At 61.1% G+C, this 24,621-nt stretch carries 22 protein-coding genes, 4 tRNA genes and 1 pseudogene; 17 read left to right on the top strand and 10 right to left on the bottom strand.

The window, feature by feature from the left end:
• The first annotated feature begins 49 nt into the window (after positions 1–49).
• A complete protein-coding gene (locus tag BB029_RS15875; RefSeq protein ID WP_065939913.1) occupies positions 50–868 on the top strand; it encodes a DUF4892 domain-containing protein in 819 nt (272 codons plus the stop codon).
• 71 nt (positions 869–939) lie between these two features.
• Entirely contained in the window at positions 940–2,001 is a 1,062-nt protein-coding gene (locus BB029_RS15870) for an AI-2E family transporter (protein ID WP_027607081.1), read from the top strand.
• On the opposite strand, the gene BB029_RS15865 is transcribed toward BB029_RS15870, so the two are convergent.
• Positions 1,998–3,035: a HAMP domain-containing sensor histidine kinase gene (locus BB029_RS15865; protein WP_065939912.1), complete on the bottom strand. Its 1,038-nt coding sequence runs from the start codon at positions 3,033–3,035 to the stop codon at positions 1,998–2,000. The two genes, BB029_RS15870 and BB029_RS15865, sit on opposite strands and share 4 nt — an antisense overlap.
• A complete protein-coding gene (locus tag BB029_RS15860) occupies positions 3,035–3,850 on the bottom strand; it encodes a response regulator (protein WP_083236427.1) in 816 nt (271 codons plus the stop codon). Before BB029_RS15860 ends, BB029_RS15865 begins: the two co-directional genes overlap by 1 nt.
• Positions 3,851–4,058: 208 nt before the next feature.
• Between BB029_RS15860 and pyrF the strand changes: the two genes are divergently transcribed.
• Positions 4,059–4,757, top strand: coding sequence for an orotidine-5'-phosphate decarboxylase (pyrF, locus tag BB029_RS15855; RefSeq protein ID WP_065924510.1), 699 nt, complete (start codon positions 4,059–4,061; stop codon positions 4,755–4,757).
• A 49-nt stretch (positions 4,758–4,806) separates the two neighbouring features.
• On the opposite strand, the gene BB029_RS15850 is transcribed toward pyrF, so the two are convergent.
• A complete protein-coding gene (locus BB029_RS15850; RefSeq protein ID WP_065939911.1) occupies positions 4,807–5,814 on the bottom strand; it encodes an NADP-dependent oxidoreductase in 1,008 nt (335 codons plus the stop codon).
• 228 nt (positions 5,815–6,042) lie between these two features.
• On the opposite strand from BB029_RS15850, the gene BB029_RS15845 reads away from it, so the two are divergent.
• The 4 genes and pseudogenes from BB029_RS15845 to BB029_RS34295 all read left to right on the top strand — a co-directional run bounded on the left by BB029_RS15845 (position 6,043) and on the right by BB029_RS34295 (position 10,502).
• Positions 6,043–6,804: an SDR family oxidoreductase gene (locus tag BB029_RS15845; protein ID WP_065924512.1), complete on the top strand. Its 762-nt coding sequence runs from the start codon at positions 6,043–6,045 to the stop codon at positions 6,802–6,804.
• Positions 6,805–7,006: 202 nt separating this feature from the next.
• Positions 7,007–8,419, top strand: coding sequence for a PLP-dependent aminotransferase family protein (locus BB029_RS15840; RefSeq protein ID WP_065939910.1), 1,413 nt, complete (start codon positions 7,007–7,009; stop codon positions 8,417–8,419).
• A gap of 115 nt (positions 8,420–8,534) precedes the next feature.
• Positions 8,535–9,641: pseudogene (locus BB029_RS34300) on the top strand (HAMP domain-containing protein); the annotation flags it as partial.
• Positions 9,621–10,502 (top strand): methyl-accepting chemotaxis protein, encoded by an 882-nt coding sequence (locus BB029_RS34295; RefSeq protein ID WP_371914624.1) that lies wholly within the window; start codon positions 9,621–9,623, stop codon positions 10,500–10,502. The pseudogene BB029_RS34300 and the gene BB029_RS34295, both read left to right, overlap by 21 nt.
• A 34-nt stretch (positions 10,503–10,536) precedes the next feature.
• Here the strand turns inward: BB029_RS34295 and BB029_RS15830 are convergent, their stop codons facing one another.
• Together BB029_RS15830 and BB029_RS15825 are read right to left on the bottom strand one after the other, a co-directional pair.
• The gene (locus tag BB029_RS15830; protein ID WP_065939908.1) at positions 10,537–11,349 is read right to left on the bottom strand and encodes an alpha/beta fold hydrolase; all 813 of its coding nucleotides are present in this window, start codon (positions 11,347–11,349) and stop codon (positions 10,537–10,539) included.
• A gap of 126 nt (positions 11,350–11,475) precedes the next feature.
• A complete protein-coding gene (locus tag BB029_RS15825; protein WP_065939907.1) occupies positions 11,476–12,246 on the bottom strand; it encodes a hypothetical protein in 771 nt (256 codons plus the stop codon).
• 359 nt (positions 12,247–12,605) lie between these two features.
• Between BB029_RS15825 and BB029_RS15820 the strand changes: the two genes are divergently transcribed.
• The 5 genes from BB029_RS15820 (at position 12,606) to BB029_RS15800 (ending at position 13,902) form a co-directional block, all read left to right on the top strand.
• A tRNA-Glu gene (locus BB029_RS15820) sits at positions 12,606–12,681 on the top strand.
• Between the two features lie 3 nt (positions 12,682–12,684).
• Positions 12,685–12,760, top strand: a tRNA-Gly gene (locus BB029_RS15815).
• Positions 12,761–12,865: 105 nt separating this feature from the next.
• Positions 12,866–12,941, top strand: a tRNA-Glu gene (locus BB029_RS15810).
• 3 nt (positions 12,942–12,944) lie between these two features.
• A tRNA-Gly gene (locus BB029_RS15805) sits at positions 12,945–13,020 on the top strand.
• Positions 13,021–13,164: 144 nt separating this feature from the next.
• Entirely contained in the window at positions 13,165–13,902 is a 738-nt protein-coding gene (locus BB029_RS15800; RefSeq protein ID WP_065939906.1) for a hypothetical protein, read from the top strand.
• Positions 13,903–13,964: 62 nt separating this feature from the next.
• Here the strand turns inward: BB029_RS15800 and BB029_RS15795 are convergent, their stop codons facing one another.
• Positions 13,965–15,704, bottom strand: a complete 1,740-nt coding sequence (locus BB029_RS15795; protein WP_065939995.1) for a dipeptidase — start codon at positions 15,702–15,704, stop codon at positions 13,965–13,967.
• 147 nt (positions 15,705–15,851) lie between these two features.
• The gene (locus BB029_RS15790) at positions 15,852–16,478 is read right to left on the bottom strand and encodes a hypothetical protein (protein ID WP_065939905.1); all 627 of its coding nucleotides are present in this window, start codon (positions 16,476–16,478) and stop codon (positions 15,852–15,854) included.
• Positions 16,479–16,567: 89 nt separating this feature from the next.
• Between BB029_RS15790 and BB029_RS15785 the strand changes: the two genes are divergently transcribed.
• Positions 16,568–17,500: a LysR family transcriptional regulator gene (locus tag BB029_RS15785; RefSeq protein WP_065939994.1), complete on the top strand. Its 933-nt coding sequence runs from the start codon at positions 16,568–16,570 to the stop codon at positions 17,498–17,500.
• Positions 17,501–17,569: 69 nt separating this feature from the next.
• On the opposite strand, the gene BB029_RS15780 is transcribed toward BB029_RS15785, so the two are convergent.
• Positions 17,570–17,977 (bottom strand): PA2817 family protein, encoded by a 408-nt coding sequence (locus BB029_RS15780; protein ID WP_010567536.1) that lies wholly within the window; start codon positions 17,975–17,977, stop codon positions 17,570–17,572.
• Between the two features lie 75 nt (positions 17,978–18,052).
• A complete protein-coding gene (locus BB029_RS15775) occupies positions 18,053–20,500 on the bottom strand; it encodes an acyl-CoA dehydrogenase (RefSeq protein ID WP_065939904.1) in 2,448 nt (815 codons plus the stop codon).
• A 190-nt stretch (positions 20,501–20,690) separates the two neighbouring features.
• On the opposite strand from BB029_RS15775, the gene BB029_RS15770 reads away from it, so the two are divergent.
• From BB029_RS15770 to BB029_RS15755, 4 genes are all read left to right on the top strand, one after another.
• Complete coding sequence (locus BB029_RS15770) at positions 20,691–21,350, top strand: transglutaminase family protein (RefSeq protein ID WP_065939903.1); 660 nt, start codon at positions 20,691–20,693, stop codon at positions 21,348–21,350.
• A 56-nt stretch (positions 21,351–21,406) separates the two neighbouring features.
• Positions 21,407–22,024, top strand: coding sequence for a glutathione S-transferase family protein (locus BB029_RS15765; protein WP_065939993.1), 618 nt, complete (start codon positions 21,407–21,409; stop codon positions 22,022–22,024).
• A 134-nt stretch (positions 22,025–22,158) separates the two neighbouring features.
• Complete coding sequence (locus tag BB029_RS15760) at positions 22,159–23,091, top strand: ABC transporter ATP-binding protein (RefSeq protein WP_027607098.1); 933 nt, start codon at positions 22,159–22,161, stop codon at positions 23,089–23,091.
• Positions 23,088–23,867, top strand: coding sequence for an ABC transporter permease (locus BB029_RS15755; protein ID WP_012723134.1), 780 nt, complete (start codon positions 23,088–23,090; stop codon positions 23,865–23,867). Before BB029_RS15760 ends, BB029_RS15755 begins: the two co-directional genes overlap by 4 nt.
• A 128-nt stretch (positions 23,868–23,995) precedes the next feature.
• Here the strand turns inward: BB029_RS15755 and BB029_RS15750 are convergent, their stop codons facing one another.
• Positions 23,996–24,535, bottom strand: a complete 540-nt coding sequence (locus tag BB029_RS15750) for a TetR/AcrR family transcriptional regulator (RefSeq protein ID WP_065939902.1) — start codon at positions 24,533–24,535, stop codon at positions 23,996–23,998.
• Between the last annotated feature and the right edge of the window lie 86 nt (positions 24,536–24,621).

Below are 24,621 nucleotides of genomic sequence, written 5' to 3'. Positions count from 1 at the left end.
ACCAACTCAACACTGCTGCGACCTCCGATGGCCAGGGCTCATCGATCCGATGAGCCTGCGTAAAGGATGTATACGTGCCCTTGGACTGTGCTGTTTCAGCCCCTTGGTGTTCGCCGCCGATGTGCCGGGAAGCCAGGACCTGCCTGCCGTGGCCCGTCAGGTCGACGCACAGATCGTCGATTACCGCCCCGCTGAAGAAAAGGAACGCATCTACCCCATGGGGGCGATCCGCAAGATCAGCGGCCAGTTGCGTTACGAGGGCCAGGCCATTGCCCGTGGGCGAGCCACAGCGATTACCTACGAACTGCCTGCCGAACACACCTCCAGTGCTGCGTTCACGTCGACGCGCGAAGCGTTGCAGGCCAACGGCGCGCAGTTGTTGTTCTGGTGCCAGGCCCGCGATTGCGGTGAAAGCAGCCTGTGGGCCAACGAAGTGTTCGGTAATGCCAAGCTGGTAGGGGCCGACGGGCAGCAGGAATACCTGCTTCTGCGCCTGGCCGCCCCGCAGGAAAACTCCCTGGTGGCCATGTACGGCATCACCCGAGGCAACCGTCGTGCCTACCTGCATGTGGAGCAGTTGGATGCCGGCGCACCGCTGGGCGACCTGCTGCCCACCTCGGCCACCTTGTTGCGCGAGCTCAAAAGCACCGGTGAGCTGGATTTTCCCGCGCTTGGCGGCGACCCGGACGACACCTGGCTGACCCTGATTTCCCGGGGCTTGAACCTCGATACGACCTTGCGCGTCAGTCTGACCGGCCCGAAAGCCGAAGCCTGGCGCCAGGCCCTGGTCGACAAAGGCGTGCGCGCCGCTCGCCTGGAAACCGGCACCACTGAAACCAAAGGCTTGCACCTGCATCTGATACGCTGACCGTAACAGGGCGAACGGACCCGTGCCGTTCGCCTAAGCTCTCTTCCTACAGCCTTTTCTAGAGATACCCCATGCTCAATAACGATCGCCTGCTGGTGCAAATCCTGCTGCTGGTGCTGTTTGGTGCCAGCTTCTGGGTGATGGCGCCGTTCTGGTCGGCGCTGTTCTGGGGGGCGGTGCTGGCGTTTGCCAGTTGGCCGCTGATGGTGCTGCTGACCCGTTGGCTGGGTGGCCGTGAATCCCTGGCCGCCGGCATCCTGACCTTGGGCTGGATGTTGCTGGTGGCGGTGCCGCTGGTATGGCTGGGGTTCAATCTCGCGGACCATGTGCGCGATGCCGTGGCATTGATCAAGGATATTCAGGTCGATGGGCTGCCCGAGGCGCCAACCTGGTTGGCGGCGATTCCCTTTGTGGGGGAACGCCTGGTCGGCATGTGGAACAGCATCGACGAGCAGGGCGCGGCGCTGATGGTCAGCCTCAAGCCGTACTTGGGGCAGGTGGGTAACTGGCTGTTGGCGCGCAGTGCGCAGATCGGCGGCGGCATCCTCGAACTGACCCTGAGCCTGGTGTTCGTGTTCTTTTTTTATCGCGACGGGCCGCGTCTGGCGATGTTCGTGCATCGTTTGCTGGAGCGCCTGATCGGTGACCGTGCCGGCTACTACATCGAGCTGGTGGCCGGTACGGTGCAGCGGGTAGTCAACGGTGTGATCGGCACTGCCGCCGCCCAGGCCCTGCTGGCACTGATCGGCTTCCTGATCGCCGGCGTGCCGGGTGCGTTGGTGCTGGGGATCGTGACGTTCCTGCTCAGCCTGATCCCGATGGGCCCGCCGCTGGTATGGATCCCGGCCACGGCCTGGCTGGCGTGGAAAGGCGACTACACCTACGCGGTATTCCTTGGCGTGTGGGGGACGTTCATCATCAGCGGCGTGGACAACGTGCTCAAGCCGTACCTGATCAGCCGTGGCGGCAACCTGCCGCTGGTGATCGTGTTGCTCGGGGTCTTCGGCGGCTTGATTGCCTTTGGCTTTATCGGCCTGTTTATCGGCCCGACCCTGCTGGCCGTGGCCTACAGCCTGCTGATGGATTGGAGCGCAACCCAGGCCCAGGTTCGACGTGAAGACAAGCCCCTTTAAGCCCTGGGCAACCACATCACGGCGGTCAAGCCGCCGCCTGGGGTCTCTTCCAGGCTCAGGCGGCCGCCCAGGCGTTCTGCCGCTTCCTTAGAGATGGTCATGCCCAGGCCAACGCCGCCGGAATTGCGGTTACGGGAACCTTCCAGCCGATAGAACGGCTCGAACACTGCCTCACGCTTATCGACCGCGATCCCCGGCCCGTGGTCGATCACACGGATGACCAGCGCTTCGCGGCTGTCCTCCAGCTCCACGCGGGCGGTGCCGGCATAACGCAAGGCGTTGTCGATCAGGTTGTTGAGGCATGAGCGCAGGGCCATCGGTTGCACCTGCAAGGGCAGGCAACTGCCCGCATATTGCACATCGGAGCCCTGGTCCTGGGCGTTTTCACTCATGGACTCCACCAGCGCCTGCACATCCAGCCAATGCCGGGTTTCACTGGTGCGCTGTTCGTGCAGGTAGCTCAGGGTGGCGTCGAGCATGCCGATCATGTCGTTCAGGTCCTGGCGCATCTGGCCCTGAAGCCGGGTGTCCTCGATCTGCTCCAGGCGCAGCTTGAGGCGTGACAGCGGGGTGCGCAGGTCATGGGAGACGGCGCCGAGCATGCGCGCGCGTTGGCTGACCTGCTCGCGAATGCGCCTTTGCATCAGGTTGAAGGTCGAGGCGGCCTGCCGTGCTTCCCTCGGGCCGGATTCATCGAGGGGTGGGCTGTCGAGGTCCAGGCTCAAGCGTTCCGCCGCTTCACTCAGGCGCTGTATCGGCCGGCTCAGCAGTTTGGCACCGTACCAGGCCGCGATAATCAACGAGACGAATTGAAAGGTCAGGGGCACCACCGGGCCGCCAAACCAGGGGCGGGGGTGCTTGTCGCGCATCGGCGCCAGGGTCCCGTCCGGCTGCTCGATAAATCGCTCAGGAGGGGGCGGCGGCGGTTGGCCGTAGTGGTGAAACCAGAAGAACGCCAGCCCATGGGCCAGCACAATCGCCACCAGCAACACGCCGAACAGCCGACCGAACAGCGTGTTGAAGGGCGCGCGCATCAGCCAATATCCCGGGCGTCGAACAGGTAGCCTTCGCCGCGCACGGTCTTGATCAACTGCGGTGCCTTGGGGTCATCCCCGAGTTTTTGCCGCAGGCGTGACACCAGCAAGTCGATACTGCGATCAAAGGCCTCTATCGAGCGGCCACGGGCGGCATCGAGTAGTTGCTCCCGGCTCAGCACCCGGCGCGGGCGTTCGATAAACACCCACAACAGGCGGAATTCCGCGTTGGACAGCGGCACCACCAGGCCATCGTCGGCCACCAATTGACGCAACACGCTGTTGAGGCGCCAGTTGTCGAAGCGGATATTCGCGCGCTGTTCGGTACGGTCATCGCGTACGCGGCGCAGGATGGTCTGGATGCGAGCTACCAGTTCACGGGGTTCGAAGGGCTTGGACATGTAGTCATCGGCCCCCAGTTCCAGGCCGATGATGCGGTCGGTGGGCTCGCAGCGGGCCGTGAGCATCAGGATCGGGATATCCGATTCGGCGCGCAGCCAGCGGCACAGCGTCAGGCCGTCTTCCCCCGGCAGCATCAGGTCGAGTACCACCACATCATAGGTTTCGGCTTGCATGGCCAGGCGCATGGCGGCGCCGTCGGTCACGCCGGTGGCGAGGATATTGAAGCGTGCCAGGTAGTCGATCAGCAATTCGCGGATCGGCACGTCGTCGTCGACGATCAGCGCACGGGTGTTCCAGCGCTTGTCATCGGCGACCACCGCGCCTTTGGGCTCGTCATTCACAGGGACGGAAGGGGTATGCATAGTGCGATCATCTGCCTGGTTGTTGCGCTCAGCATAGGCGCCCAGCCCCATGGCTGGTAGTGCTGGTCGGTGGGTCGTGCGGGCGAGGCTAGCGGCAGGGCGTGTTGTGGGCATGTCATGAATGTATCTGCTTTGAAATAATCATCTGGAATGCCCGGCTGATGGCGGTTGGTCAGTATTTACCGATCATCGGATCCCGCAACGGCGCTGCTTGCGCTACAATCCGCGCCGATTTCGACTTGCCTGAGAGCCCATTCCAATGTCCGTCTGCCAGACTCCTATCATCGTCGCCCTGGATTACCCCACCCGTGACGCCGCACTGAAGCTGGCTGACCAGTTGGACCCAAGGCTTTGCCGGGTCAAGGTCGGCAAGGAACTGTTCACCAGCTGCGCCGCGGAAATCGTCGGCACCCTGCGTGACAAAGGCTTCGAGGTGTTCCTCGACCTGAAATTCCACGACATCCCCAACACCACCGCCATGGCGGTCAAGGCTGCGGCCGAGATGGGCGTGTGGATGGTCAACGTACACTGCTCCGGCGGTCTGCGCATGATGACCGCCTGCCGCGAAGTGCTGGAACAGCGCAGCGGCCCCAAGCCGTTGCTGATCGGCGTGACCGTGCTGACCAGCATGGAGCGCGAGGACCTGGCGGGTATTGGCCTGGATATCGAGCCTCAGGAGCAGGTACTGCGTCTGGCGGCCCTGGCGCAGAAAGCCGGCCTTGATGGCCTGGTGTGCTCGGCGCTGGAAGCCCAGGCCTTGAAGACCGCCCATCCGTCGTTGCAACTGGTGACCCCGGGGATTCGCCCTGCGGGCAGTGCCCAGGACGACCAGCGCCGCATTCTGACCCCGCGCCAGGCACTGGACGCGGGGTCCGACTACCTGGTGATCGGCCGTCCGATCAGCCAGGCGGCGGATCCGGCCAAGGCGTTGGCGGCGGTAGTCGCCGAGATCGCCTGATCGATGCGCGTTCCCACGTTCGCGTGGGAACGCGCGGATCTGCCGTGTATCAGCTGACCTTGAGCACCAGTTTCCCGAAGTTTTCGCCGTTGAACAGCTTCATCAGCGTCTCCGGGAACGTCTCCAGCCCCTCGACAATATCCTCCTTGCTCTTGAGCTTGCCTTGGGCCATCCAGCCGGCCATTTCCTGCCCGGCGGCGGCAAAGTTCGCCGCGTGATCCATCACCACAAAGCCTTCCATCCGTGCGCGGTTGACCAGCAGTGAGAGGTAGTTGGCCGGGCCTTTCACCGCTTCCTTGTTGTTGTACTGGCTGATGGCCCCGCAAATCACCACGCGGGCTTTCAACGCCAGCCGACTGAGCACCGCGTCAAGAATGTCGCCGCCGACGTTATCGAAATACACATCCACGCCTTTGGGGCACTCGCGCTTCAGGGCGGCGGGCACGTCTTCGTTCTTGTAGTCGATGGCGGCGTCGAAGCCCAGCTCATCCACCAGGAACTTGCACTTGTCGGCGCCGCCGGCAATGCCGACCACGCGGCAGCCTTTGAGCTTGGCGATCTGCCCGGCAATGCTGCCCACGGCACCGGCCGCGCCGGAGATCACCACGGTTTCACCGGCCTTGGGCGCGCCGGTGTCCAGCAGCGCGAAGTAGGCGGTCATGCCGGTCATGCCCAGCGCAGACAGGTAGCGGGGCAGGGGCGCCAGATTGGGGTCGACCTTGTAGAAGCCGCGCGGCTCGCCAAGGAAGTAATCCTGCACGCCCAGGGCGCCATTCACGTAGTCTCCGACGGCGAATTTCGGGTTATTCGAGGCAATCACCTTGCCCACACCCAGCGCGCGCATGACCTCGCCGAGGCCTACGGGCGGAATGTAGGACTTGCCTTCATTCATCCACCCACGCATGGCCGGGTCGAGGGACAGGTATTCGTTGCGCACCAGCACCTGCCCGTCCTCGGGCGTGCCCACCGGCACGACCTGGTAAGTGAAGGTTTCCCGCGTGGCCGCGCCGACCGGGCGTTTGGCGAGCAGGAATTGGCGGTTGGTCTGGGCGGTCATGGCAAGGACTCTTTAGAAGTGAAGCATGATTGATAGACCTTGGACGGCCCGGGGGCAAGGTCAGCCGAGGGTGCGAATGCTCATCGATAGGTGCCATTGATAGTGAGCCGGGTTGCCTTATCACCATGACTCATACGGCACTAACCGGCCTTCTGATAGTGCTGACAGCTCTGTCTTGGCGTTGGCTAGACTCCGTTCACTGCAATTAACCCCTATAGGACATCCTCCATGAGCATGACGTTTTCCGGCCAGGTCGCCCTGGTGACTGGCGCCGCCGCCGGTATTGGTCGCGCCACTGCGCTGGCGTTCGCCGCCGAAGGCTTGAAGGTCGTGGTCGCCGATCTCGACGTAGCCGGCGGCGAGGGCACGGTCGCGCTTATCCACCAGGCCGGAGGCGAGGCACTGTTCGTGCGTTGCAACGTCACCCAGGAGGCGGATGTGCAGCAGTTAATGGCACAGACCATTGGGGCCTATGGTCGCCTGGACTATGCGTTCAATAACGCCGGCATCGAGATCGAGAAGGGCAGGCTGGCGGACGGCAGCCTGGATGAGTTCGACGCGATCATGGGCGTCAACGTCAAGGGTGTGTGGTTGTGCATGAAGTACCAGTTGCCCCTGCTGCTGGCCCAGGGCGGTGGGGCGATCGTCAACACCGCGTCGGTGGCGGGGTTGGGCGCGGCGCCGAAGATGAGTATCTATGCAGCCTCCAAACATGCGGTGATCGGCCTGACCAAATCGGCGGCGATCGAGTACGCGAAGAAGAAAATCCGCGTCAATGCCGTCTGCCCGGCGGTGATCGATACCGATATGTTCCGGCGCGCCTATGAAGCCGACCCCCGCAAGGCCGAATTCGCCGCCGCCATGCACCCGGTCGGGCGTATCGGCAAGGTGGAGGAGATTGCCAGCGCAGTGCTGTACCTGTGCAGCGACGGAGCGGCGTTCACCACCGGCCACGCCTTGGCCGTGGACGGTGGCGCGACGGCTATCTAGGACCTGGCGCCGGCCCCTTGTTCGAAAACGTCTGGGGGCGCGTGGGGCTTTTCCAGAGCTGGCAAAACGCTGTGATCGAATATGTGTCAGTAGGTAAATAAGTCAATAAAATCAATACTTTAATAAATTTATGCGGCCGGCAACCTGCGGCTTCTGTGCTTAACTCTCCGGGTTGATAACAGACAGTTGAAGTGAGTGGCTCATGGATTTAGGGATCGATCGACAGGCCCTTGTACCGGTAGTGCAGCAAATCGTCAGTGCAGTGGTGCAATGGATTCGCAAGGACGGCGTGAGCCCCGGAACACGCTTGCCGTCCGTCCGCCAGTTGGCCCTGGACAACCTGCTCAGCCAATCCAGTGTGATCGAAGCATTCGAACGGATGGTCGCCCAAGGGGTGCTGGCGCCCCGGCAGGGCTCGGGATTTGTGGTGGCCCAGCCGGCTGCCTGCCACGAAGGCAACTGGTATGAGGGGGCGGAGCGCGAGTGGGGCGCCTTTGCCGACAATCCGTTGGGCGAGTTGAAGCTGGGCTGTGGCTGGTTGCCCGATGCCTGGCGCGAAAGCGATGACATCAGTTACGCGATTCGTGAAGTCACCCGCACCGACACGGCCGGCCTGTTCAACTACAGCACTCCCCTGGGGTTGCCCGCGCTGCGCGAGCAACTGCTCAAGCGCCTGACCCAGATTCACATCGCCACCAGCCTGGAGCGCATCCTGACCACCGCAGGTGCCAGCCATGCCCAGGACCTGCTGATACGTACGCTGCTCAAGGCCGGCGACAGCGTGGTGGTCGAAACCCCCGGGTATGCCAATCTCTACCGGCAGCTGGCGTTTCAGGGCGTGAAACTGCTGGAAGTACCGCGTACCCGAGGCGGCCCTGACCTCCCGGCACTTGAAGCGCTGCTGCAGCACCATCATCCCAAGTGCCTGTTCATTCACAGCCTCTATCACAATCCCACGGGCACCAGCCTGTGCCGGGTGGTGGCCGAGCGCTTGCTGGAACTGGCACACCGCGAAAACTTCCTGATCATTGAGGAAGATGTCTACGGCGACCTGCAACAGGCCAGTTGCACGCGGCTTTCGGCATTGCCCCATGATGATCGGGTGATCTACGTCGCGAGTTTTTCCAAGACCCTGAGCAGCGCCTTGCGTGTGGGCTACCTCTGCGCCAGCAGCGCAATCATCACGCAATTGGCCAGCCTCAAGACCTTGACCGGTTTCGGCACCTCCCGGTTTGCTGAAGCGGTGGTCGCCACGTTGCTGGCCAATGGTACCTATCGCAAGTGGGTGCAGCGCCTGCGCAAGCGGTTGAGCAGTGAAATGGCCGTGACCCTGCAAGTGCTGGAGGACGAAGAGTGGGAGGTGTTCGCCGTACCCACCGGCGGTATGTTCCTGTGGGCACGTCCGGGGGCGGCGCAGCCTTCGCGGTTGCAGGCGTGCGCCCGGCAGTTGGGGGTGTTGCTGTCGCCCGGGGCGTTGTTCAGTCCAAGCGGTAGTCACAGTGAGTGGCTACGCCTCAATGTCGCCTATGCTACTGATCAACGTGCCTTGGCGTTGTTTCGTGCGATGGGGCCCGCCAGATCGACCTCGACCATTCTGAAAACGACGAGCGTGTAGCTTTTTGCCATTATTGTGGCGCCAGTGCCTTGTGCTCAGTGCCTTTTGGTTGCGAATCTCGTTGCTTGTCCATCGGACTTGATGGCGTCCGCCATTGCAAGAGGATTCAAGTGCAATGATTTCAGGCGTGCAACGACGTTTCGCCAACCTGGGTATGGCGAAAAAACTGGGCTTGGGCTTCACCCTGGTGCTGCTGCTGACGGCGTTGGTCGCGGCTATCGGCGTGTGGTCCCTGCAAACCGTTGGCCTGCGTTTTGAAGGCCTCAAGGCCATGTCGTCGCTTAACAGCGGCTTGCTCAAGGTGCGCCTGATCGAACAGGATTACGCGCTGCACGCCGACCCCAAGGCCGTCGACGCCTTGCATGAAAGTCTCGATGCCCTGGCGGCCCAGGCGGCCGGCCTCAAGGCCCAGTCTGCGGCGAATGTGCCGGTGATGGCCGAGGTCGAGCAGGCTCTGGCAGCCTACCGGAAGGCGTTCGATGAGTTTGTCGAGCTGACGCAGACCAAGGACCTGGCGCTGGAAATGGCCAGTTGGTCGGTGTCCAGCGTGGCGAATAACCTGGATGTATTGCAGGCCGGGCTGGCGGACGACGGCGCCTATGGCCTCAAGGAAAGCCAAGGTAAGGAGGGCGCCGAGTTCATCGAGCAGGCAGGCCAGATCAGTCAGGTTTCACGCTTGATGTTGCAGGCCATGAACGAAGCCCATGTGCGCCTGGACCAGAGCCGCAAGGCGGATGCTGACGACGCCGAGCAAGGCAAGATCGAGCAGGCCGACCAGGCCCTGGCCCAGGTCGAGCAATTGAAAACGTCGGTCAAGGACCCTGGTTATCAGACGGTGCTCAACGAAGTCTCCGGGCATATCGCCGCCTTCAGCGAAAAGCTGGGGGAATACACCGGCCTGCTGGCCCAGGAAAAAGTCGTCTACAAACAACTGCATGATCGAGCTGACCAGGTCGTCAGCCGGGTCAACCAGGCCTATGACGCTGAAGACCTGTCGATGCAGGCGCAACTGAAGAAAAGCGCGATGTTGATCATTGGCTCGTCGGCCCTGGCTTTGCTGATGGGGTTGATTGCGGCCTGGGTGATTACCCGCTTGATAGTCGCGCCGCTGCGCAGTGTGATCGCGGTAGCCCGACAGATTGCCGACGGGGATCTGAGCGGGCGCATGGAGGTCAGTCGTCGTGATGAAATCGGCCAGTTGATGCAGGCGATGCAACAGATGGGCGGCGGCCTCAGCCAGATGGTCAGCGGCCTGCAGGCCGGTATCGAACAATTGGCCAGCTCGGCGCAGTCGCTGTCCAGCGTGACCGAACAGACCAACGTCGAGGTCAGCAGCCAGAAGGAAGAAACCGAGCAGGTCGCCACGGCGATGAACCAGATGACCGCCACCGTGCACGATGTGGCGCGCAACGCCGAACAGGCCGCGCAAGCTGCGCAGACGGCGGATGAAAAAGTCGACAGCGGCCAGCAGGTGGTGCGCCAGAGTTTGCAGCGTATCGAATTGCTGGCCACGTCCAGTACCCGTGCGAGCACCAGTATCGAGAGCCTCAGTGCTGAAATCCAGAATATCGGCACCGTGCTGAGCGTGATCAAAAGCGTCGCCGAACAGACCAACCTGCTGGCCCTGAACGCGGCCATCGAAGCCGCCCGCGCAGGCGAACAGGGCCGGGGGTTTGCGGTGGTGGCCGATGAAGTCCGGGCACTGGCCAAGCGCACCCAGCAGTCGACCGAAGAAATCGAGCGGCTGGTCAGTACCTTGCGCAGCGCTGCGCAATCATCGGTGCAGCAGATCCAGCAAAGTGGCGAACTGGTCAAACTGGCGGTCAGCGATGCGTTGGAAACCGAAAGTGCCCTGGGCAGCATTGCGGTAGCGGTGTCGTTGATCCAGCAGATGAACCAGCAGATTGCCGCTGCGGCTGAGGAGCAGAGTTCGGTGGCCGAAGAGATCAACCGTAGCGTCACCAGTATTCGTGCGAGTGCCGATCAATCGGCGTTGAGCATGCAGGGTAATGCGGCGTCGAGCATCCAGCTGGCGCAGTTGGGGGCGGAGCTCAAGGGGATGGTGGGGCACTTCCGCCTTTGAGCGCCGCACAGAGGCGGCGATCGAAGGGGGGCGATCAGGCGTGGTTGGCGAGGAAGGTCAGCAGCGCTTCGTTGACGAAATCCGGGTTCTCCCGGCTGGAGATATGCCCGGCGTCTGGAATCAGGATCAGGGCACAGCCAATCAGTTCGGCCATTTCCTTGGATTCGGCGGGTGGCCGAGGCTTGTCCTGTTCGCCACACATCACCAAGGTGGTATCGGCGTCCAGCTGCGGTAGTTGTTCCAGCACATCTTCGCGGCTGAAGATCAATCGACCCAGGGGTACGATGCTGTGCAGCAGGCGTTCCCGGGGAAAGTCCTGCAGTGACTTGCGAAAATCCTGGTAGAGCGCCGATTCGCGGTCGATGTCCGGGCGAAAGAAGATCGGCGCAATCACATCCAGCAACGGCTCAGGAATGGCGCCAGCGTCTTCAATCATCTTGAACAACGAGAAGTAATACTGGCGCGTGGCCTCTGGCTCGGCACCTAGGTAGGTGTCCATCAGCACCAGGCTGTTGATCCGCTCGGGGGCCTGCAACGCCAGGCGTGCGCCCCACATGCCGCCCACTGACAGGCCTGCCAGGTTGATCTGTGTGATCTCCAGATGGTCAAGCAGGGCCAGGACCTGGCGCGCAAGGTCGTCGAGGGTGTGGGTGGGGGTGGGGAGCTGGCCCGATTCGCCGTGGCCCCACAGTTCGGGCACGATGACCCGGTACTGTTGCGACAGGGCTTCGATCTGTGGGGCCCACATGTCGCGGTCCCACAGGTAGCTTGAGCCGAGCAGGACGACAGGGCCGATGCCCTGGTCGACGTAATGCAGCGGTTGTCCATCAATGACGGCGATAGGCATAGCGGGCCTCTGGCTTCACGGAGTGAGGGGCACTTTTTTACGCTATTCGGGGGCGGGGCGATAGATGCAAACTGATGGCATGTTGGGGCGAGCGGGCAGCCCGCTCACCACAGGGGAGTGGGCAGATCAGTCGTAGATGACTTTCTTTTTCCACTCGGCATCGGCCTCGACTTCTTTCATGCCTTCGGTCAATTCGTTGACTTCCTCCGCCGCCTGTTTGCTGTTAGCCAGCACGGTCGAGTTGGCGCGGGCCAGTTGACCTTCCAGCAATTGCAGCTGTGCACTGTAGAGCACCGGCTCCGGCTGCTTGCGCAGGTATTGCACGCCACGCTCGAAGGCCAGGCGCGCCTGGCCAGGCTGGCCCTGCTGCAAGGCGTGCTGGCCGAGGTTGTTGAAGAACTCTATGTGCAACAGCACCAGGATATGACGGATTTCCTTGATCCAGTGCTTGGCTTCGTTGGTCGGCAGGAACCCGTCCTGGGCGGCGCGGGTGACCTGGCCATGCAGGGCTTCCAGCAGGAAGCGCACGTCCTTGGCCTTGGCTTCGGTCTGGATCGGCGCCGGCGGGTTGTTCACCGGTATGGACTCGCCCTGGGCCACCAGCGTGTTCAGCTCGGTGATACGGGCCTTGAGCGGTGCACTGGTCTTGTTGAGGTTCAACAGGCGCTGATTGACGTTGAGCTCCAGGCGGGCCAATAACAGCTTGAGCGCCGGGGTCATCAGTTGGCCAGGGAAGGTCTCGGTGATCTCACCGCAACGGCGCAGGCGATCATTAAGCTCGATCTCGGTGCGCTTCTTTTCCAGCTTGTTGTTTTCCACCACGTGGTTCATGTAGCCAATGGCGATCAGTATTACGATCCCGGCAATTACCAGCAGGGTGATCATGAGTGGTGTCACCGGTGTGACCTCTTTGATAGGGTTTACAGTGGAGTGTAGTGACTGGGCTTGTCGACGGATAGGACTGATCGACCAGTTACCCAGGTAGTTCTTCTATATAAGTAGCCGCTCCCTGCGTAGATGCACATTGCCATCACTTGCTGGAACGAACTATAGCGCCTTGTCGGACGCCAGAATATAGGCGTCAAGGCCTGGACGGGCAGAATGCCCCGCGCGGGCCGGTAAACACGGGCGAAGTCATTGATTTAAATAAATTTATCCTTGGGGGTTGACGACCTTTCAATCCATCCATAGAATGCGCGCCACTTACAGCGTAAAGCACACAGCGAAACGCGGTAGGGAGTGAATGTTGTACGTGTGTCCCCTTCGTCTAGTGGCCTAGGACACCGCCCTTTCACGGCGGTAACAGGGGTTCGAGTCCCCTAGGGGACGCCATATGCGGGAATAGCTCAGTTGGTAGAGCACGACCTTGCCAAGGTCGGGGTCGCGAGTTCGAGTCTCGTTTCCCGCTCCAATTTACAAGCAGTGTGGCTTTCGGGCGGCACTGAGTGAAACCAGGACCAAGTCTTCGGGCGAGGCCTCTGGGCACTGAAATACACACCATGTGTTTCAGTAGCGTGTCCCCTTCGTCTAGTGGCCTAGGACACCGCCCTTTCACGGCGGTAACAGGGGTTCGAGTCCCCTAGGGGACGCCATTTGCGGGAATAGCTCAGTTGGTAGAGCACGACCTTGCCAAGGTCGGGGTCGCGAGTTCGAGTCTCGTTTCCCGCTCCATATTCAACAAAAACGCCGATCAGTGATGATCGGCGTTTTTGTTTGTGCGTTATTTGTTCACCTGCCTGAACCTGTCATCTTCCTGGCTCAGATCCTGGCGTGTTCGAGATATAGTCTGGCGTTTGAGTTCAAGGAGCAGGCGTGATGGCAGAAACCTCTCAATCGTCCGGTGAAACCAAGGTCGCCCCATTGGGTATCAGCGCCTTGGAAAAAGCATGGGATTTCCATTGGGCAATGCGCTTTGTCAGCGTTGTGCTGTTTCTCGATATCGCTTTGCTAATCCGTACCCGTACACCCTTGGTGGAGTGGACGACCAGCAGCGATGCATTGCTCGCTGACTTGGGGTTCCTGGCGGTCACCGCGGCCTCTTTTGCGCTGGTGGTGTCTTTCGTTCTGCCGCTGTTGACGGAAATCGTTCGTGGGATCGGCACAAGGTTGCGAATGGCCTTTCCAAAGCTCTTGGGTGATGCCTATACACCTCCTTCAAGGGGGATCGGTTATGTGTGGGCCAACGACCTTCTGGACTTGGCACTGAAGGAAAACAGTGACTTCCTGCTTAGCTGGTATCAGCGGCATGTGCAGTTGCGAGAACAGCACCGGTTGATGATGAACAAAGTCGCGCACTTGGTGTTTGGTTGTTTGGTGCTGTCCGTCGTGGATTGGGCGGTGCCATATTTTGGATTCGGCACGGGTTCACTGATTTTTTCGGCCATGCATGTACTGGGTGATACGGGGCTGTTTTTGGCCAGTATGGTCGTGGTAGCGGGCGGGGTGATGTTGGCGTCGGCATGGTTTGCCATCGAGTCTTCCTTGTATATCTACTACCCACCTCTGGACATGTTGCAGCGGGAACAGGAGCGCAAGCGATACCTGGGCGCATGAAGAACCTGAATAAAAATGCCGATCATCACTGATCGGCGTTTTTTCGCACACTTCAATCGCTGTCAGAGCTTCGGCAACTGTCCGACACGCCCCATCATTTCGGTGACGATCTGCAGATCCAGCAAGAACTGGTCGACCGTCTTGAACTCATTGTCGGTGTGCCCGGTGTATTTCACTTCCGGCCGCGCCAGGCCGAATTGCACGCCATTGGGCAGTTCATGCACGGACGTCGCACCGGCTGAGGTGCCGAATTTGTGCTCCATACCGAGGTTTTCGCTGGCCACGGCCAACAAGGCCTTCACCCACTCACCTTCCGGGTTGCGGTACATCGGTTCGGCGACCGAGTAGGTGAAGTCCACGTTGACCTTGGTTTGCTTGTCCCAGGCGCTCAACTTGTCGGAAATCTCGGCTTTCAGTTTCTCCGGCGATTTGCCCTTTGGTACACGCAGGTTCACCGCCAGCTTGAAGGCTTTGTCATCCAGGCCGACAAAGGTCAGCGAGGTGGTCAGCGGCCCCATGAAATCATCGGAGAAACCCACGCCCAATTTGCCGCCCAGATAATCCAGGCCCCAGTTGTCCGAGGCATAACGGGCCGCGTCGGTGATGTGGTTGTGCTTGAGGGCGATCGTGCCGTCGACGCTGTGGATCAGTTCCAGCATGCGCGACACCGGGTTGATACCGGATTGCGGCTCGGAGGAGTGCGCGGAAACCCCGGTCACTGTCAGCTTGACCTCTTTGCCAACCACCTTGGCTGTCACTTCGAAATCACCGCCGTTGCGTTTGGCATACTCCGCGCCGGCTTTTTGCAGGCTGGCGGCCAGTTCGGCAGGCGTGTCGCTGATCAACGTGGCAACCGAGGCCGAGGGAATCTGGTTGGTGGCCATGCCGCCGGTCATCGCGATGATTTCCGCGCCTTTGCCTTCCCCTTTGCGGCGCGGGAAGGTGGCCATGACAGTGCCATAACCTTTTTCGGCAATCACCACCGGGTAGCCGCCATCCAGCGCCAGGTTGTACTGCGGCGTCGGGTTGCGTTCGAAGTAATAGGGGATCGCGTCGCCGGAGGTTTCTTCGGTGGTGTCCACCAGCAGCTTGAAATTGCGCGCCAGCGGCAACTTCTCTTCCTTGATCACCTTCATGGCGTACATCGCCACCACGATGCCATTTTTGTCATCCTCGGTGCCCCGGCCATACATGCGGTCGCCGATCAGCGTGACCTTGAACGGGTCGAGCCTGGTGCCGTCTTTCAACACCCAGTTCTCCGGCGTCACCGGCACCACGTCGGCGTGAGCGTGGATGCCCACCACTTCGTCGCCGCTGCCTTCCAGGGAGATCTCGTACACGCGGTTGTCGACGTTACGGAAGTTCAGGTTGAAGGTCTTGGCCAAGGCCTGGATCTTGTCGGCAATCCGGATGAATTCCGGATTTTTGTACTGCGGCACGCCGTCCACATTGAAGGTCGGGATTTCTACCAGTTCGCGCAGGGTAGCTAAGGCGGCCTTGCCGTATTTCACTCGGGTGTAAATACCCAGCAGGCGGTGGATCTCGTTCTGCTGGTCGGCACTCAGGGTTTTGTTATCGAGGAAGGCACCGATCGCCGGGCCTACGTCGTCGGCCTTGCCCAGGTCGCCTTTGGCCAGGGTGCCGAGGAAACCACGGAAATCCGTGACCGACGTTTCGCTGAAGCTCTTCAGAATCGCCGTGCTTTGCTCTGGGGTGATGTTGGCAAAGGCAGGTGTGGTCATCACCGAAAGGCCGGCCGCGAACAGGGTGGCAGCCGCCAATTGCTTGAGTCGAAAATGCATGGTCAGGGGCATTCCTTTGCAAAGGGAAATAGGGGATTCCTGATCAACATGTCAGAAATATTTCGACACACTACCACTGCCCAGGTGTGCCCGGGAGACCACTGAGAGGCTTATCTAAAAACTCGATAGCACCCTCGACCCTATGCCTTAGTCCAGGCTGTAACGCACCGACAACGCGCCCTTTTTCTCCGAAAGCGCCAGGATCGTTACCTGACCCAACTCGCTCAGCGTTTGCACATGGGTACCGCCGCAAGCGTAGGTGGGCAGATCACCGAAGCCCACTTCGCGGGTGCCGTCGTCCAGGGCCATATGGCGCGGATAGTCGGCGGCGATCCATTGGTTGATCTGCTGTTGAATGATCTCGGCGTCCATGGCTTGCGCGGTTTCGCCACGGATAAAAGTGATCTTGCCTTCACCTGGCCAGTGGTGCGCCTTGATCGGCATCCAACCCAGGGTTTCGCCGGCGTTGCCGATCAAATGCCCGGCGGAGTGCAGGCGGGTGTGCAGGGCGCGGCGTGGTTCGTCGACCCGCGCGGTGATGGGGCCCGGTTCCACCGGTTGGTTGACATAGTGCACCACGCGATCGGTTTCCTGGGTGACTCGCAGCACCTGGCTGTCGCCCAGCCAGCCGGTATCGAACGGCTGGCCGCCGCCTTGGGGATGGAAAATCGTCGATTGCAAAACGACCGCAAACTGGCCCTCGCAGGGGGTGCAACTGAGTACTTCAAGCTCGGCGGTCAGGTGGTCATGGGTGAAAAACAGGCGCTCGGTCATTTTCTACATCCGCATCAGGGTTCTGCGGGGAGTATAAATAGTGCCTGGATAGGTGATAATCCGCTCAAATATCAATGGACCTGTGCGTCATGAGCATCAATCTTCCTTTGCCGCTGCTGGGCGAAATGGCGATTTTCGTCAAGGTAGTGGAGACCGGCAGCTTCTCCGAAGCGGCGCGGCAGTTGAGCGTTTCGCCGTCGGCGGTGAGCCGTAGCATCTCGCGCCTGGAAAAGGCCCTGGCTACCCGCTTGTTGCAACGCACCACACGCAAATTGCGCCTGAGTGAAGCCGGTGAGGAGGTCTTCAAGCGCTGCCAGGAAATGGTCAGCGCGGCGCGCTCAGTGATGGAAATCAGCGGCCAGTTCACCCACGAGGCCGAGGGCCTGGTGCGGGTCAGTGTGCCGAAGGCGGTCGGGCGGTTTGTGGTGCATCCGCATATGCCGGAGTTCCTGCGGCGCTATCCCAGGGTGGATGTGCAACTGATTCTTGAAGACCGGCATGTAGACCTGATCGACGACAATGTCGACCTGAGCATTCGCATCACCGACAGTCCGCCACCGGGGCTGGTCGGGCGACAGCTATTGCCCATCGAGCACTTGCTGTGCGCGACACCGCAGTACCTGGCCGAGCATGGCACGCCGAGTCATCCCCATGATTTGCTGGAGCACAGTTGTATCTACCTGGGGGAAACACCGGGTGACTCGCGCTGGAAATTCCGCCAGGGCGGTAAGGCGGTGACGGTCGGCGTGCGTGGACGTTATGCGGCGAATCACACCGGCGTTCGGCTGGATGCGGTGTTGCAGCATGTGGGAATTGGCAGCTTGCCGTATTTCACCGCGCGTCATGCGTTGGAGGAGGGGTGCTTGGTACAGGTGCTGCCCGGGTGGGACTTTATTGCGTCCTACCATGGCGAGGCGTGGTTGTTGCATTCGCCCACGCGTTACCTTCCGCCGAAGCTGCGGGTGTTTATCGATTATCTGGTGGAGTGCATGGCGAGGGAGCCGACATTGCGCCGTCGATAGGCGCGTGGCCGAAAATGTGGGAGACGGGCTTGCTCCCTCCCACATACAGTTCTGTGGTGCCTGGAAAAATCAGTGTTTGCTTTGGTCCTGCGGCATGGCCAGCAGTTGCTTTTCCTGGTTCCAGTCGAAGGGTTCGTCGTTTTGTTCGGCTTCAAAGCGACGCTCTTCCAGGGCCTGGTACAGGTCCAGTTCTTCGTCGGGCATGAAGTGCAGGCAATCGCCGCCGAAGAACCACAGCAGGTCGCGGGGGACCAGGTGGGCGATCTGCGGGTAGCGCAGGATGACCTGGCTCATCAGGTCCTGGCCCAGGTACTGGCTTTCGATCGGGTCGATCGGCAGCAGGGCGCGCAGTTCGTCGAAGCGCTCCAGGAACAGGGTGTGGCTTTCCTCGGGCACCTGTTCGGCTTCGCCGACGGCAACCAGGATGCTGCGCAGGTGGTCGAGCAAGACGAGATGATCGGCAACGACGTTGGACACGAGATAAGTCCTCTAAAGCAAAAACGGGCGCGAGAGTATATGCCTCTCGCGCCCGTTTTTATATGACCGCCGGACTCAGCGGACTTTACCTTCAGCGTGTACCAGCTCTTCCTTGCTGAAATCATCCACGTCGATCACCTTGCGCCGTGCTGCTTCGGCGTCACGCAAGGTTTGCGCTTCCGCCGGTTGCAGCACACCGGCATGCAGCGCGGCGTCGATAGCATGCTCGCCGGCAGTCGGTTTGACCTGGCCGCTTTTGAGCGCGGTGTGCAGCTTTTTCTGCAATGGATGGCTGGCACCCAATAGATCGTAGGCGTGTTGCAGCGCGCCCACGGGATCTTCTGCCGATTGCGGGCGGTAGCAGCCAGCCAGCAATTCTTCCAGGGTCGGATCGCCTTTGGCGCGGCCAATCACCGCAGCCACTTCGGCATCCAGCGCATCGGACGGGCCGGTATGGCGACGCCCGAACGGGAACACAATCACCCGCAGCAGGCAGCCCAGCACTTTATTCGGGAAGTTGCTCAGCAGCTCATCCAACGCACGCTCGGACTCGCCGAGGCTTTCTTCCATGGCCCAGGCGAACAGCGGTTCCAGGTGATCCGGCGAATCCAGGTCGTGGTAACGCTTGAGTGCCGCCGACGCCAGGTACATATGGCTCAGCACGTCACCGAGGCGTGCCGACAGGCGTTCGCGGCGTTTCAACTCGCCACCCAGCAGCATCATGCTCAGGTCTGCCAGCAGCGCGAACGCGGCAGCCTGGCGGTTCAATGCGCGGAAATAACCCTGGCTCAAACGGTTGCCCGGGGCTTTCTCGAAGTGCCCCACGCCGAGGTTCAGCACCAGGGTGCTGGCGGCATTGCTCACGGCAAAACCAATGTGTTGCATCAGCAGCCCGTCGAACTCCTTCAGCGCCTGATCGTGGTCCTCACGACCGGCCAGCGCCATTTCCTTGAGCACGAACGGATGGCAGCGGATGGCACCCTGGCCGAAGATCATCAGGTTGCGCGAGAGGATATTCGCGCCTTCCACGGTGATGAAGATCGGCGCGCCCTGCCAGCTGCGGCCCAGGTAGTTGTTCGGGCCCATGATGATGCCCTTGCCGCCGTGTACGTCCATGGCGTGGCTGATGCACTCACGGCCGCGTTCGGTCAGGTGGTACTTGAGGATCGCCGACAGCACCGAGGGTTTTTCCCCAAGGTCCACGGCATTGGCGGTGAGCATGCGTGCGCTGTCCATCAGCCAGGCGTTGCCGCCGATGCGCGCCAGGGCTTCCTGGATACCTTCGAAGGCTGACAGCGGTACGTTGAACTGCTCGCGCACCTGGGCGTACTGGCCGGTGACCAGGCTGGTGAACTTGGCGGCGCCGGTGCCCACGGCGGGCAGGGAGATCGAACGGCCGACCGACAGGCAGTTCATCAGCATCATCCAGCCTTTGCCGAGCATTTCCTGGCCGCCGATGAGGTATTCCAGGGGGATGAACACGTCCTTGCCGGAGTTGGGGCCGTTCATGAACGCGGCGCCGAGGGGCAGGTGGCGACGGCCGATTTCCACACCGGGGGTGTCGGTAGGGATCAGTGCGAGGCTGATACCCAGGTCTTCTTCTTCACCCAGCAGGTGGTCTGGATCGTGGGCCTTGAAGGCCAGGCCCAGCAGGGTCGCGACCGGGCCGAGGGTGATGTAGCGTTTTTCCCAGTTCAGGCGCAGGCCGAGGGTTTCCTTGCCTTCCCATTCGCCTTTGCAGATCACCCCCGTGTCCGGCATCGCCCCGGCATCGGAGCCGGCCAGCGGGCCGGTGAGGGCGAAGCAGGGGATGTCATCGCCACGCGCCAGGCGCGGCAGGTAGTGGTTGCGTTGTTCGTCGGTGCCGTAATGCAACAGCAATTCGGCCGGGCCGAGGGAGTTGGGCACCATCACGGTGGAGGCCAGGTCGCCGCTGCGGGTGGCGAGTTTCATCGCGACCTGGGAGTGGGCATAAGCGGAGAAGCCCTTGCCGCCATATTCCTTGGGAATGATCAGGGCGAAGAAACCGTGGGTCTTGATGTGCTCCCACGCGGCCGGCGGCAGGTCCATGGCCTGGCCGATTTCCCAGTCGCTGACCATGGCGCAGAGTTCTTCGGTGGGGCCGTCGATAAAGGCCTGTTCTTCCTCGGTTAGTTGGACCTTGGGGTAGGCCAGCAATTTGTCCCAGTCGGGACGACCGCTGAACAGTTCGCCGTCCCACCACACGGTGCCGGCGTCGATGGCGTCGCGCTCGGTCTCGGACATCGGCGGCAAGACTTTCTGGAACCAGCTGAACAGCGGCTTGGAGAAGTATTGGCGGCGCAGGTCCGGCAGCAGCAAGGGCGCGGCCACCACTGCGATCAATACCCAGAAAATCAGCAGCAGCCAACCCGGTGCATGGCTCCAGGCGCCCATCGCCAGCAGGTAAACGGCGACCACGCCCAGGGCGGGCAGGGGGGCGACGCGGCGATGTGCCAGGTAGGCAATGCCGACCACCAGAACCAGTATCCACAACAACAGCATATTCAATCCTCCGTGAAACCAGGGGCGAAACCACCAGGGAGCTTAGTCGGCATCCGAACAAGCGGGTGATCAGGGTGTTACAAGTTGTACTGGGAACACCTGGCATCAGGCGCCGACATTTGGCCGAATCGTCGTTATCTCCGTGGCGGACCTGTCGTTAAACTCCAGGCTTCCTTCGGAGATCAAGCTCATGGATACGTACCTGAGTCCCAGCCGCTTCATCGATAGTGACCACCCTGCGGTGGTGGAGTTCGCCGAAAAACACCGCGGCGCCAGCGCGAATTTACGTGACCAGGCGGTCAGTCTCTATTACGCCGTGCGTGATGCGATTCGCTACAACCCCTACACCTTCAGCCGCGACCCCGGCAGCCTCAGCGCCAGCTTTGCCCTGGCCGCCGGCGAAAGCTATTGCGTGCCCAAGGCCACTTTGCTCGCCGCCTGCGCCCGCCACTGCGGCATCCCGGCGCGCATCGGTCTTGCGGATGTGCGCAATCATCTGTCGACACCGCGCCTGATCGCGTTGCTCAAAAGCGATGTGTTCGCCATGCATGGCTACACCGAGTTTTATCTGGACGGCCGCTGGGTCAAGGCGACGCCGGCGTTCAACCGCCAACTGTGTGAGGTGTTCGACGTACCACCGCTGGATTTCGACGGGATCAACGACAGCGTGTTCCATGCATTCAACCGCCAGGGGCAACGCTCGATGGAGTACGTGGTGGACCATGGGCAGTTTCCCGATGTGCCCGAGGATTTCTTCTTCGCCCATCTGGAGAAATGTTACCCGCACCTGTTTGCCGAACAGATGCCGACCTTGCTGGGCGGCATGCAGAGCGATTTGAGACGCGGGTGAACCGGCGTATGCTGCTGCGTTCATCCAGCCATGTTCATCAACAAAAAGGCGCGGTCATGCTGAAGATCTGGGGTCGTAAAAATTCATCAAACGTCAGGAAAGCACTGTGGTGCGCCGAGGAACTCGGCCTGGACTATGAGGCAATTGATGCGGGCGGGGCTTTTGGCGTGGTGGACACGCCGCAATACCGGGCATTGAACCCGAATGGCCGGGTGCCGATGATCGAGGATGGCGACTTTGTGCTGTGGGAATCCAACACCATCGTGCGCTACCTCTGCGCCAAACACGCGTCGGGGTTGTACCCGAACGACCTGCAGGCGCGTGCCAGCGCCGAGAAATGGATGGACTGGACCACCTCGACCCTCGCCGAGCCGTTCAAGGCCGTGTTCTGGGGCATCGTGCGTACCCCGGCGCAGAAGCAGAACTGGGACAGCATCAACGCCGGGCGTCAGGCCTGTATCGATGCACTGAGCACCGTTGACAACGCATTGGCCGAGCAGCCTTACCTGTCGGGCGAGACCTTCGGCGTAGGTGATATTCCCCTGGGCTGCTTTATCTACGCCTGGTTCGAGATGCCCATCGAACGCCCTGCGATGCCCCATCTGGAGGCCTGGTACCAGCGCCTGCAACAGCGCCCGGCCTACCGCAAGGCGGTCATGACCGCGTTGACTTAATACTGACTATTAATACAGGTGACTGTACTTGTGCGGCGCGGGCAAGCACCATGCCTGTCATGCGCCGCCGTTGAACTACGTGCGCTGCGCCCTCATCTACTCTTTCTATTCCCTTCTTTGGTGCGTATTCCGATATGAGTTCCGCTCTGTCCATCCGGCAGCTAACCAAAACCTACGGCAACGGTTTCCAGGCCCTGAGTGGTATCGATCTGGACGTTGCCGAAGGTGACTTCTTCGCCTTGCTCGGCCCCAACGGCGCCGGCAAATCCACCACCATCGGTATCCTCTCCACCCTGGTCAACAAGACCAGCGGCACGGTGAATATCTTCGGCCATGACCTGGACAAATCCCCGGCGGCGCTCAAGCGTTCCATCGGCGTGGTGCCCCAGGAATTCAACTTCAACCAGTTTGAAAAGACCTTCGACATTGTCGTGACCCAGGCTGGTTACTACGGCATCCCGGCGAAAGTTGCCAAGGAGCGCGCCGAGCAATACCTGACCCAGTTGGGCCTGTGGGACAAGCGCGACGTGCCGTCCCGTTCGCTGTCCGGTGGCATGAAGCGTCGCCTGATGATCGCCCGTGCACTGGTGCATGAACCGCGCCTGTTGATCCTCGATGAGCCCACCGCCGGCGTGGATATCGAACTGCGCCGTTCGATGTGGACCTTCCTCACCGAGCTGAACGAGAAGGGCATCACCATCATCCTCACCACCCATTACCTGGAGGAGGCTGAGCAGCTGTGCCGCAACATCGGCATCATCGACCACGGCACCATCGTCGAGAACACCAGCATGCGTAACCTGCTGGGCCAGCTGCATGTGGAAACCTTCCTGCTCGACCTGAAGAACAACCTGTCGGCACCGCCGCAACTGCTCGGCTACCCCAGCCGCCTGGTGGACAGCCATACCCTGGAAGTCCAGGTGGATAAAGCCATGGGCATCACTGCGTTGTTCACCCAGTTGGCGGCGCAGAACATCGACGTGCTGAGCCTGCGTAATAAAACCAATCGCCTTGAGGAGTTGTTCGTGTCCCTGGTGGAGAAAAATCTGACGAAGGTGGCGGTATGAGTTCTGAGCTGCAACCCAACCTCGTCGCACTGCAGACCATCGTCTACCGCGAAGTGAAGCGCTTTACCCGGATCTGGCCGCAGACCCTGCTGCCGCCGGCGATCACCATGGTGTTGTACTTCGTGATCTTCGGTAACCTGATTGGCCGGCAGATCGGCGACATGGGTGGTTTCACCTATATGGAGTACATCGTGCCGGGCCTGATCATGATGTCGGTGATCACCAATTCCTATGGCAACGTGGTCTCCAGTTTCTTCGGCAGCAAGTTCCAGCGCTCCATCGAAGAGCTGATGGTCTCGCCGGTGTCGCCCCACACCATCCTGATCGGCTACACCTTGGGTGGCGTACTGCGCGGCTTGATGGTGGGCGTGATCGTGACGCTGCTGTCGCTGTTCTTCACCCACCTGCAGGTGCATCACCTCGGCGTCACCATTCTGGTGGTGGTGCTGACGGCGACGATCTTCTCGCTGCTGGGGTTTATCAACGCCGTGTTTGCACGCAACTTCGATGACATCTCGATCATCCCGACTTTCGTGCTGACGCCGCTGACCTACCTGGGCGGGGTGTTCTACTCCATCACCTTGCTGCCGCCGTTCTGGCAGACCGTGTCGCTGGCCAACCCGGTGCTGCACATGGTCAACGCCTTCCGCTACGGCATCCTGGGCGTGTCGGATATCAAGATCAGCGTGGCGATCACCTTCATGCTGGTGGCGACGGTGGTGTTGTATATCGGTTGTGCGAAGCTGCTGGTGAGCGGGCGCGGGATGCGTACCTGATAAGACGCGGTCAAAAAATGTGGGAGGGGGCTTGCTCCCGATTGCGATGTGTCAGCTACAGATAAGCTGACTGACATACCGCTATCGGGAGCAAGCCCCCTCCCACATTTGGTTTTTGTGTCAGGTCTTCAGGCTTTCAGTGCCAGCTCGATCAGCGCGTGCAGTTCTTCAACCGTCAGCGGTGTGCTTGAGAACAGAATACGAAACACCGTCGGCGCTGCCAGCAGATTGATCAAGTGGTCCACGCTCGGTGGCGCCTGGTGCGGATAACGGTCGACAATCGCCTGGAGCTGCCCACTCAAGATGCTCACGCAGTAGCCCGGCGTCCCCCTGCATTGCAGGTCGCGCATCATGTTGCGGCCCGGCTCCGAACTCATCTCATCCAGGTATTGCTCGGCCCACGCCCGCAGGTCGCCACGCAGGCTGCCGGTGTTGGCGGGCTCGCTGTCGGGGCGCATACGCGCAAGGGCCACATCCGCAAGCAGCACCGAGAGGTCGCCCCAGCGCCGGTAGATAGTCGAGGGCGTTACGCCTGCGCGCGCCGCAATCATCGGCACCGTGACACTGGAGCGCTCATGGGTTTCGAGCAATTCACGCACGGCCGAGTGGACCGATTCCTGTACCCGGGCACTGCGGCCCCCCGGGCGGAGGCCTTCTTTTATCGCCATGCGTGTGACCTTAACACAAAGAATTTGCTTTAAGCGCCGGCGGGTAGCACACTCCGCAAAAGCAAAATATTAGCTTTAGCGGAGCG

This window comes from Pseudomonas sp. S3E12, from assembly GCF_001702295.1.
In the GTDB taxonomy this organism is placed as follows: Bacteria; Pseudomonadota; Gammaproteobacteria; order Pseudomonadales; family Pseudomonadaceae; genus Aquipseudomonas; species Aquipseudomonas marginalis.
Note: the sequence above shows the minus strand (reverse complement) of the source record. Positions and strands in the feature narration are given on the sequence as shown.

What these genes read in the sequence shown, in the direction of transcription:
- BB029_RS15875 (WP_065939913.1), top strand. Translation starts at nt 50, where the DNA reads ATGAGCCTGCGTAAAGGATGTATACGTGCCCTTGGACTGTGCTGTTTC.
- BB029_RS15870 (WP_027607081.1), top strand. Translation starts at nt 940, where the DNA reads ATGCTCAATAACGATCGCCTGCTGGTGCAAATCCTGCTGCTGGTGCTG.
- BB029_RS15865 (WP_065939912.1), bottom strand. Translation starts at nt 3,035, where the DNA reads ATGCGCGCGCCCTTCAACACGCTGTTCGGTCGGCTGTTCGGCGTGTTG.
- BB029_RS15860 (WP_083236427.1), bottom strand. Translation starts at nt 3,850, where the DNA reads ATGGGGCTGGGCGCCTATGCTGAGCGCAACAACCAGGCAGATGATCGC.
- pyrF (WP_065924510.1), top strand. Translation starts at nt 4,059, where the DNA reads ATGTCCGTCTGCCAGACTCCTATCATCGTCGCCCTGGATTACCCCACC.
- BB029_RS15850 (WP_065939911.1), bottom strand. Translation starts at nt 5,814, where the DNA reads ATGACCGCCCAGACCAACCGCCAATTCCTGCTCGCCAAACGCCCGGTC.
- BB029_RS15845 (WP_065924512.1), top strand. Translation starts at nt 6,043, where the DNA reads ATGAGCATGACGTTTTCCGGCCAGGTCGCCCTGGTGACTGGCGCCGCC.
- BB029_RS15840 (WP_065939910.1), top strand. Translation starts at nt 7,007, where the DNA reads ATGGATTTAGGGATCGATCGACAGGCCCTTGTACCGGTAGTGCAGCAA.
- BB029_RS34295 (WP_371914624.1), top strand. Translation starts at nt 9,621, where the DNA reads ATGCAGGCGATGCAACAGATGGGCGGCGGCCTCAGCCAGATGGTCAGC.
- BB029_RS15830 (WP_065939908.1), bottom strand. Translation starts at nt 11,349, where the DNA reads ATGCCTATCGCCGTCATTGATGGACAACCGCTGCATTACGTCGACCAG.
- BB029_RS15800 (WP_065939906.1), top strand. Translation starts at nt 13,165, where the DNA reads ATGGCAGAAACCTCTCAATCGTCCGGTGAAACCAAGGTCGCCCCATTG.
- BB029_RS15795 (WP_065939995.1), bottom strand. Translation starts at nt 15,704, where the DNA reads ATGCATTTTCGACTCAAGCAATTGGCGGCTGCCACCCTGTTCGCGGCC.
- BB029_RS15790 (WP_065939905.1), bottom strand. Translation starts at nt 16,478, where the DNA reads ATGACCGAGCGCCTGTTTTTCACCCATGACCACCTGACCGCCGAGCTT.
- BB029_RS15785 (WP_065939994.1), top strand. Translation starts at nt 16,568, where the DNA reads ATGAGCATCAATCTTCCTTTGCCGCTGCTGGGCGAAATGGCGATTTTC.
- BB029_RS15775 (WP_065939904.1), bottom strand. Translation starts at nt 20,500, where the DNA reads ATGCTGTTGTTGTGGATACTGGTTCTGGTGGTCGGCATTGCCTACCTG.
- BB029_RS15770 (WP_065939903.1), top strand. Translation starts at nt 20,691, where the DNA reads ATGGATACGTACCTGAGTCCCAGCCGCTTCATCGATAGTGACCACCCT.
- BB029_RS15765 (WP_065939993.1), top strand. Translation starts at nt 21,407, where the DNA reads ATGCTGAAGATCTGGGGTCGTAAAAATTCATCAAACGTCAGGAAAGCA.
- BB029_RS15760 (WP_027607098.1), top strand. Translation starts at nt 22,159, where the DNA reads ATGAGTTCCGCTCTGTCCATCCGGCAGCTAACCAAAACCTACGGCAAC.
- BB029_RS15755 (WP_012723134.1), top strand. Translation starts at nt 23,088, where the DNA reads ATGAGTTCTGAGCTGCAACCCAACCTCGTCGCACTGCAGACCATCGTC.
- BB029_RS15750 (WP_065939902.1), bottom strand. Translation starts at nt 24,535, where the DNA reads ATGGCGATAAAAGAAGGCCTCCGCCCGGGGGGCCGCAGTGCCCGGGTA.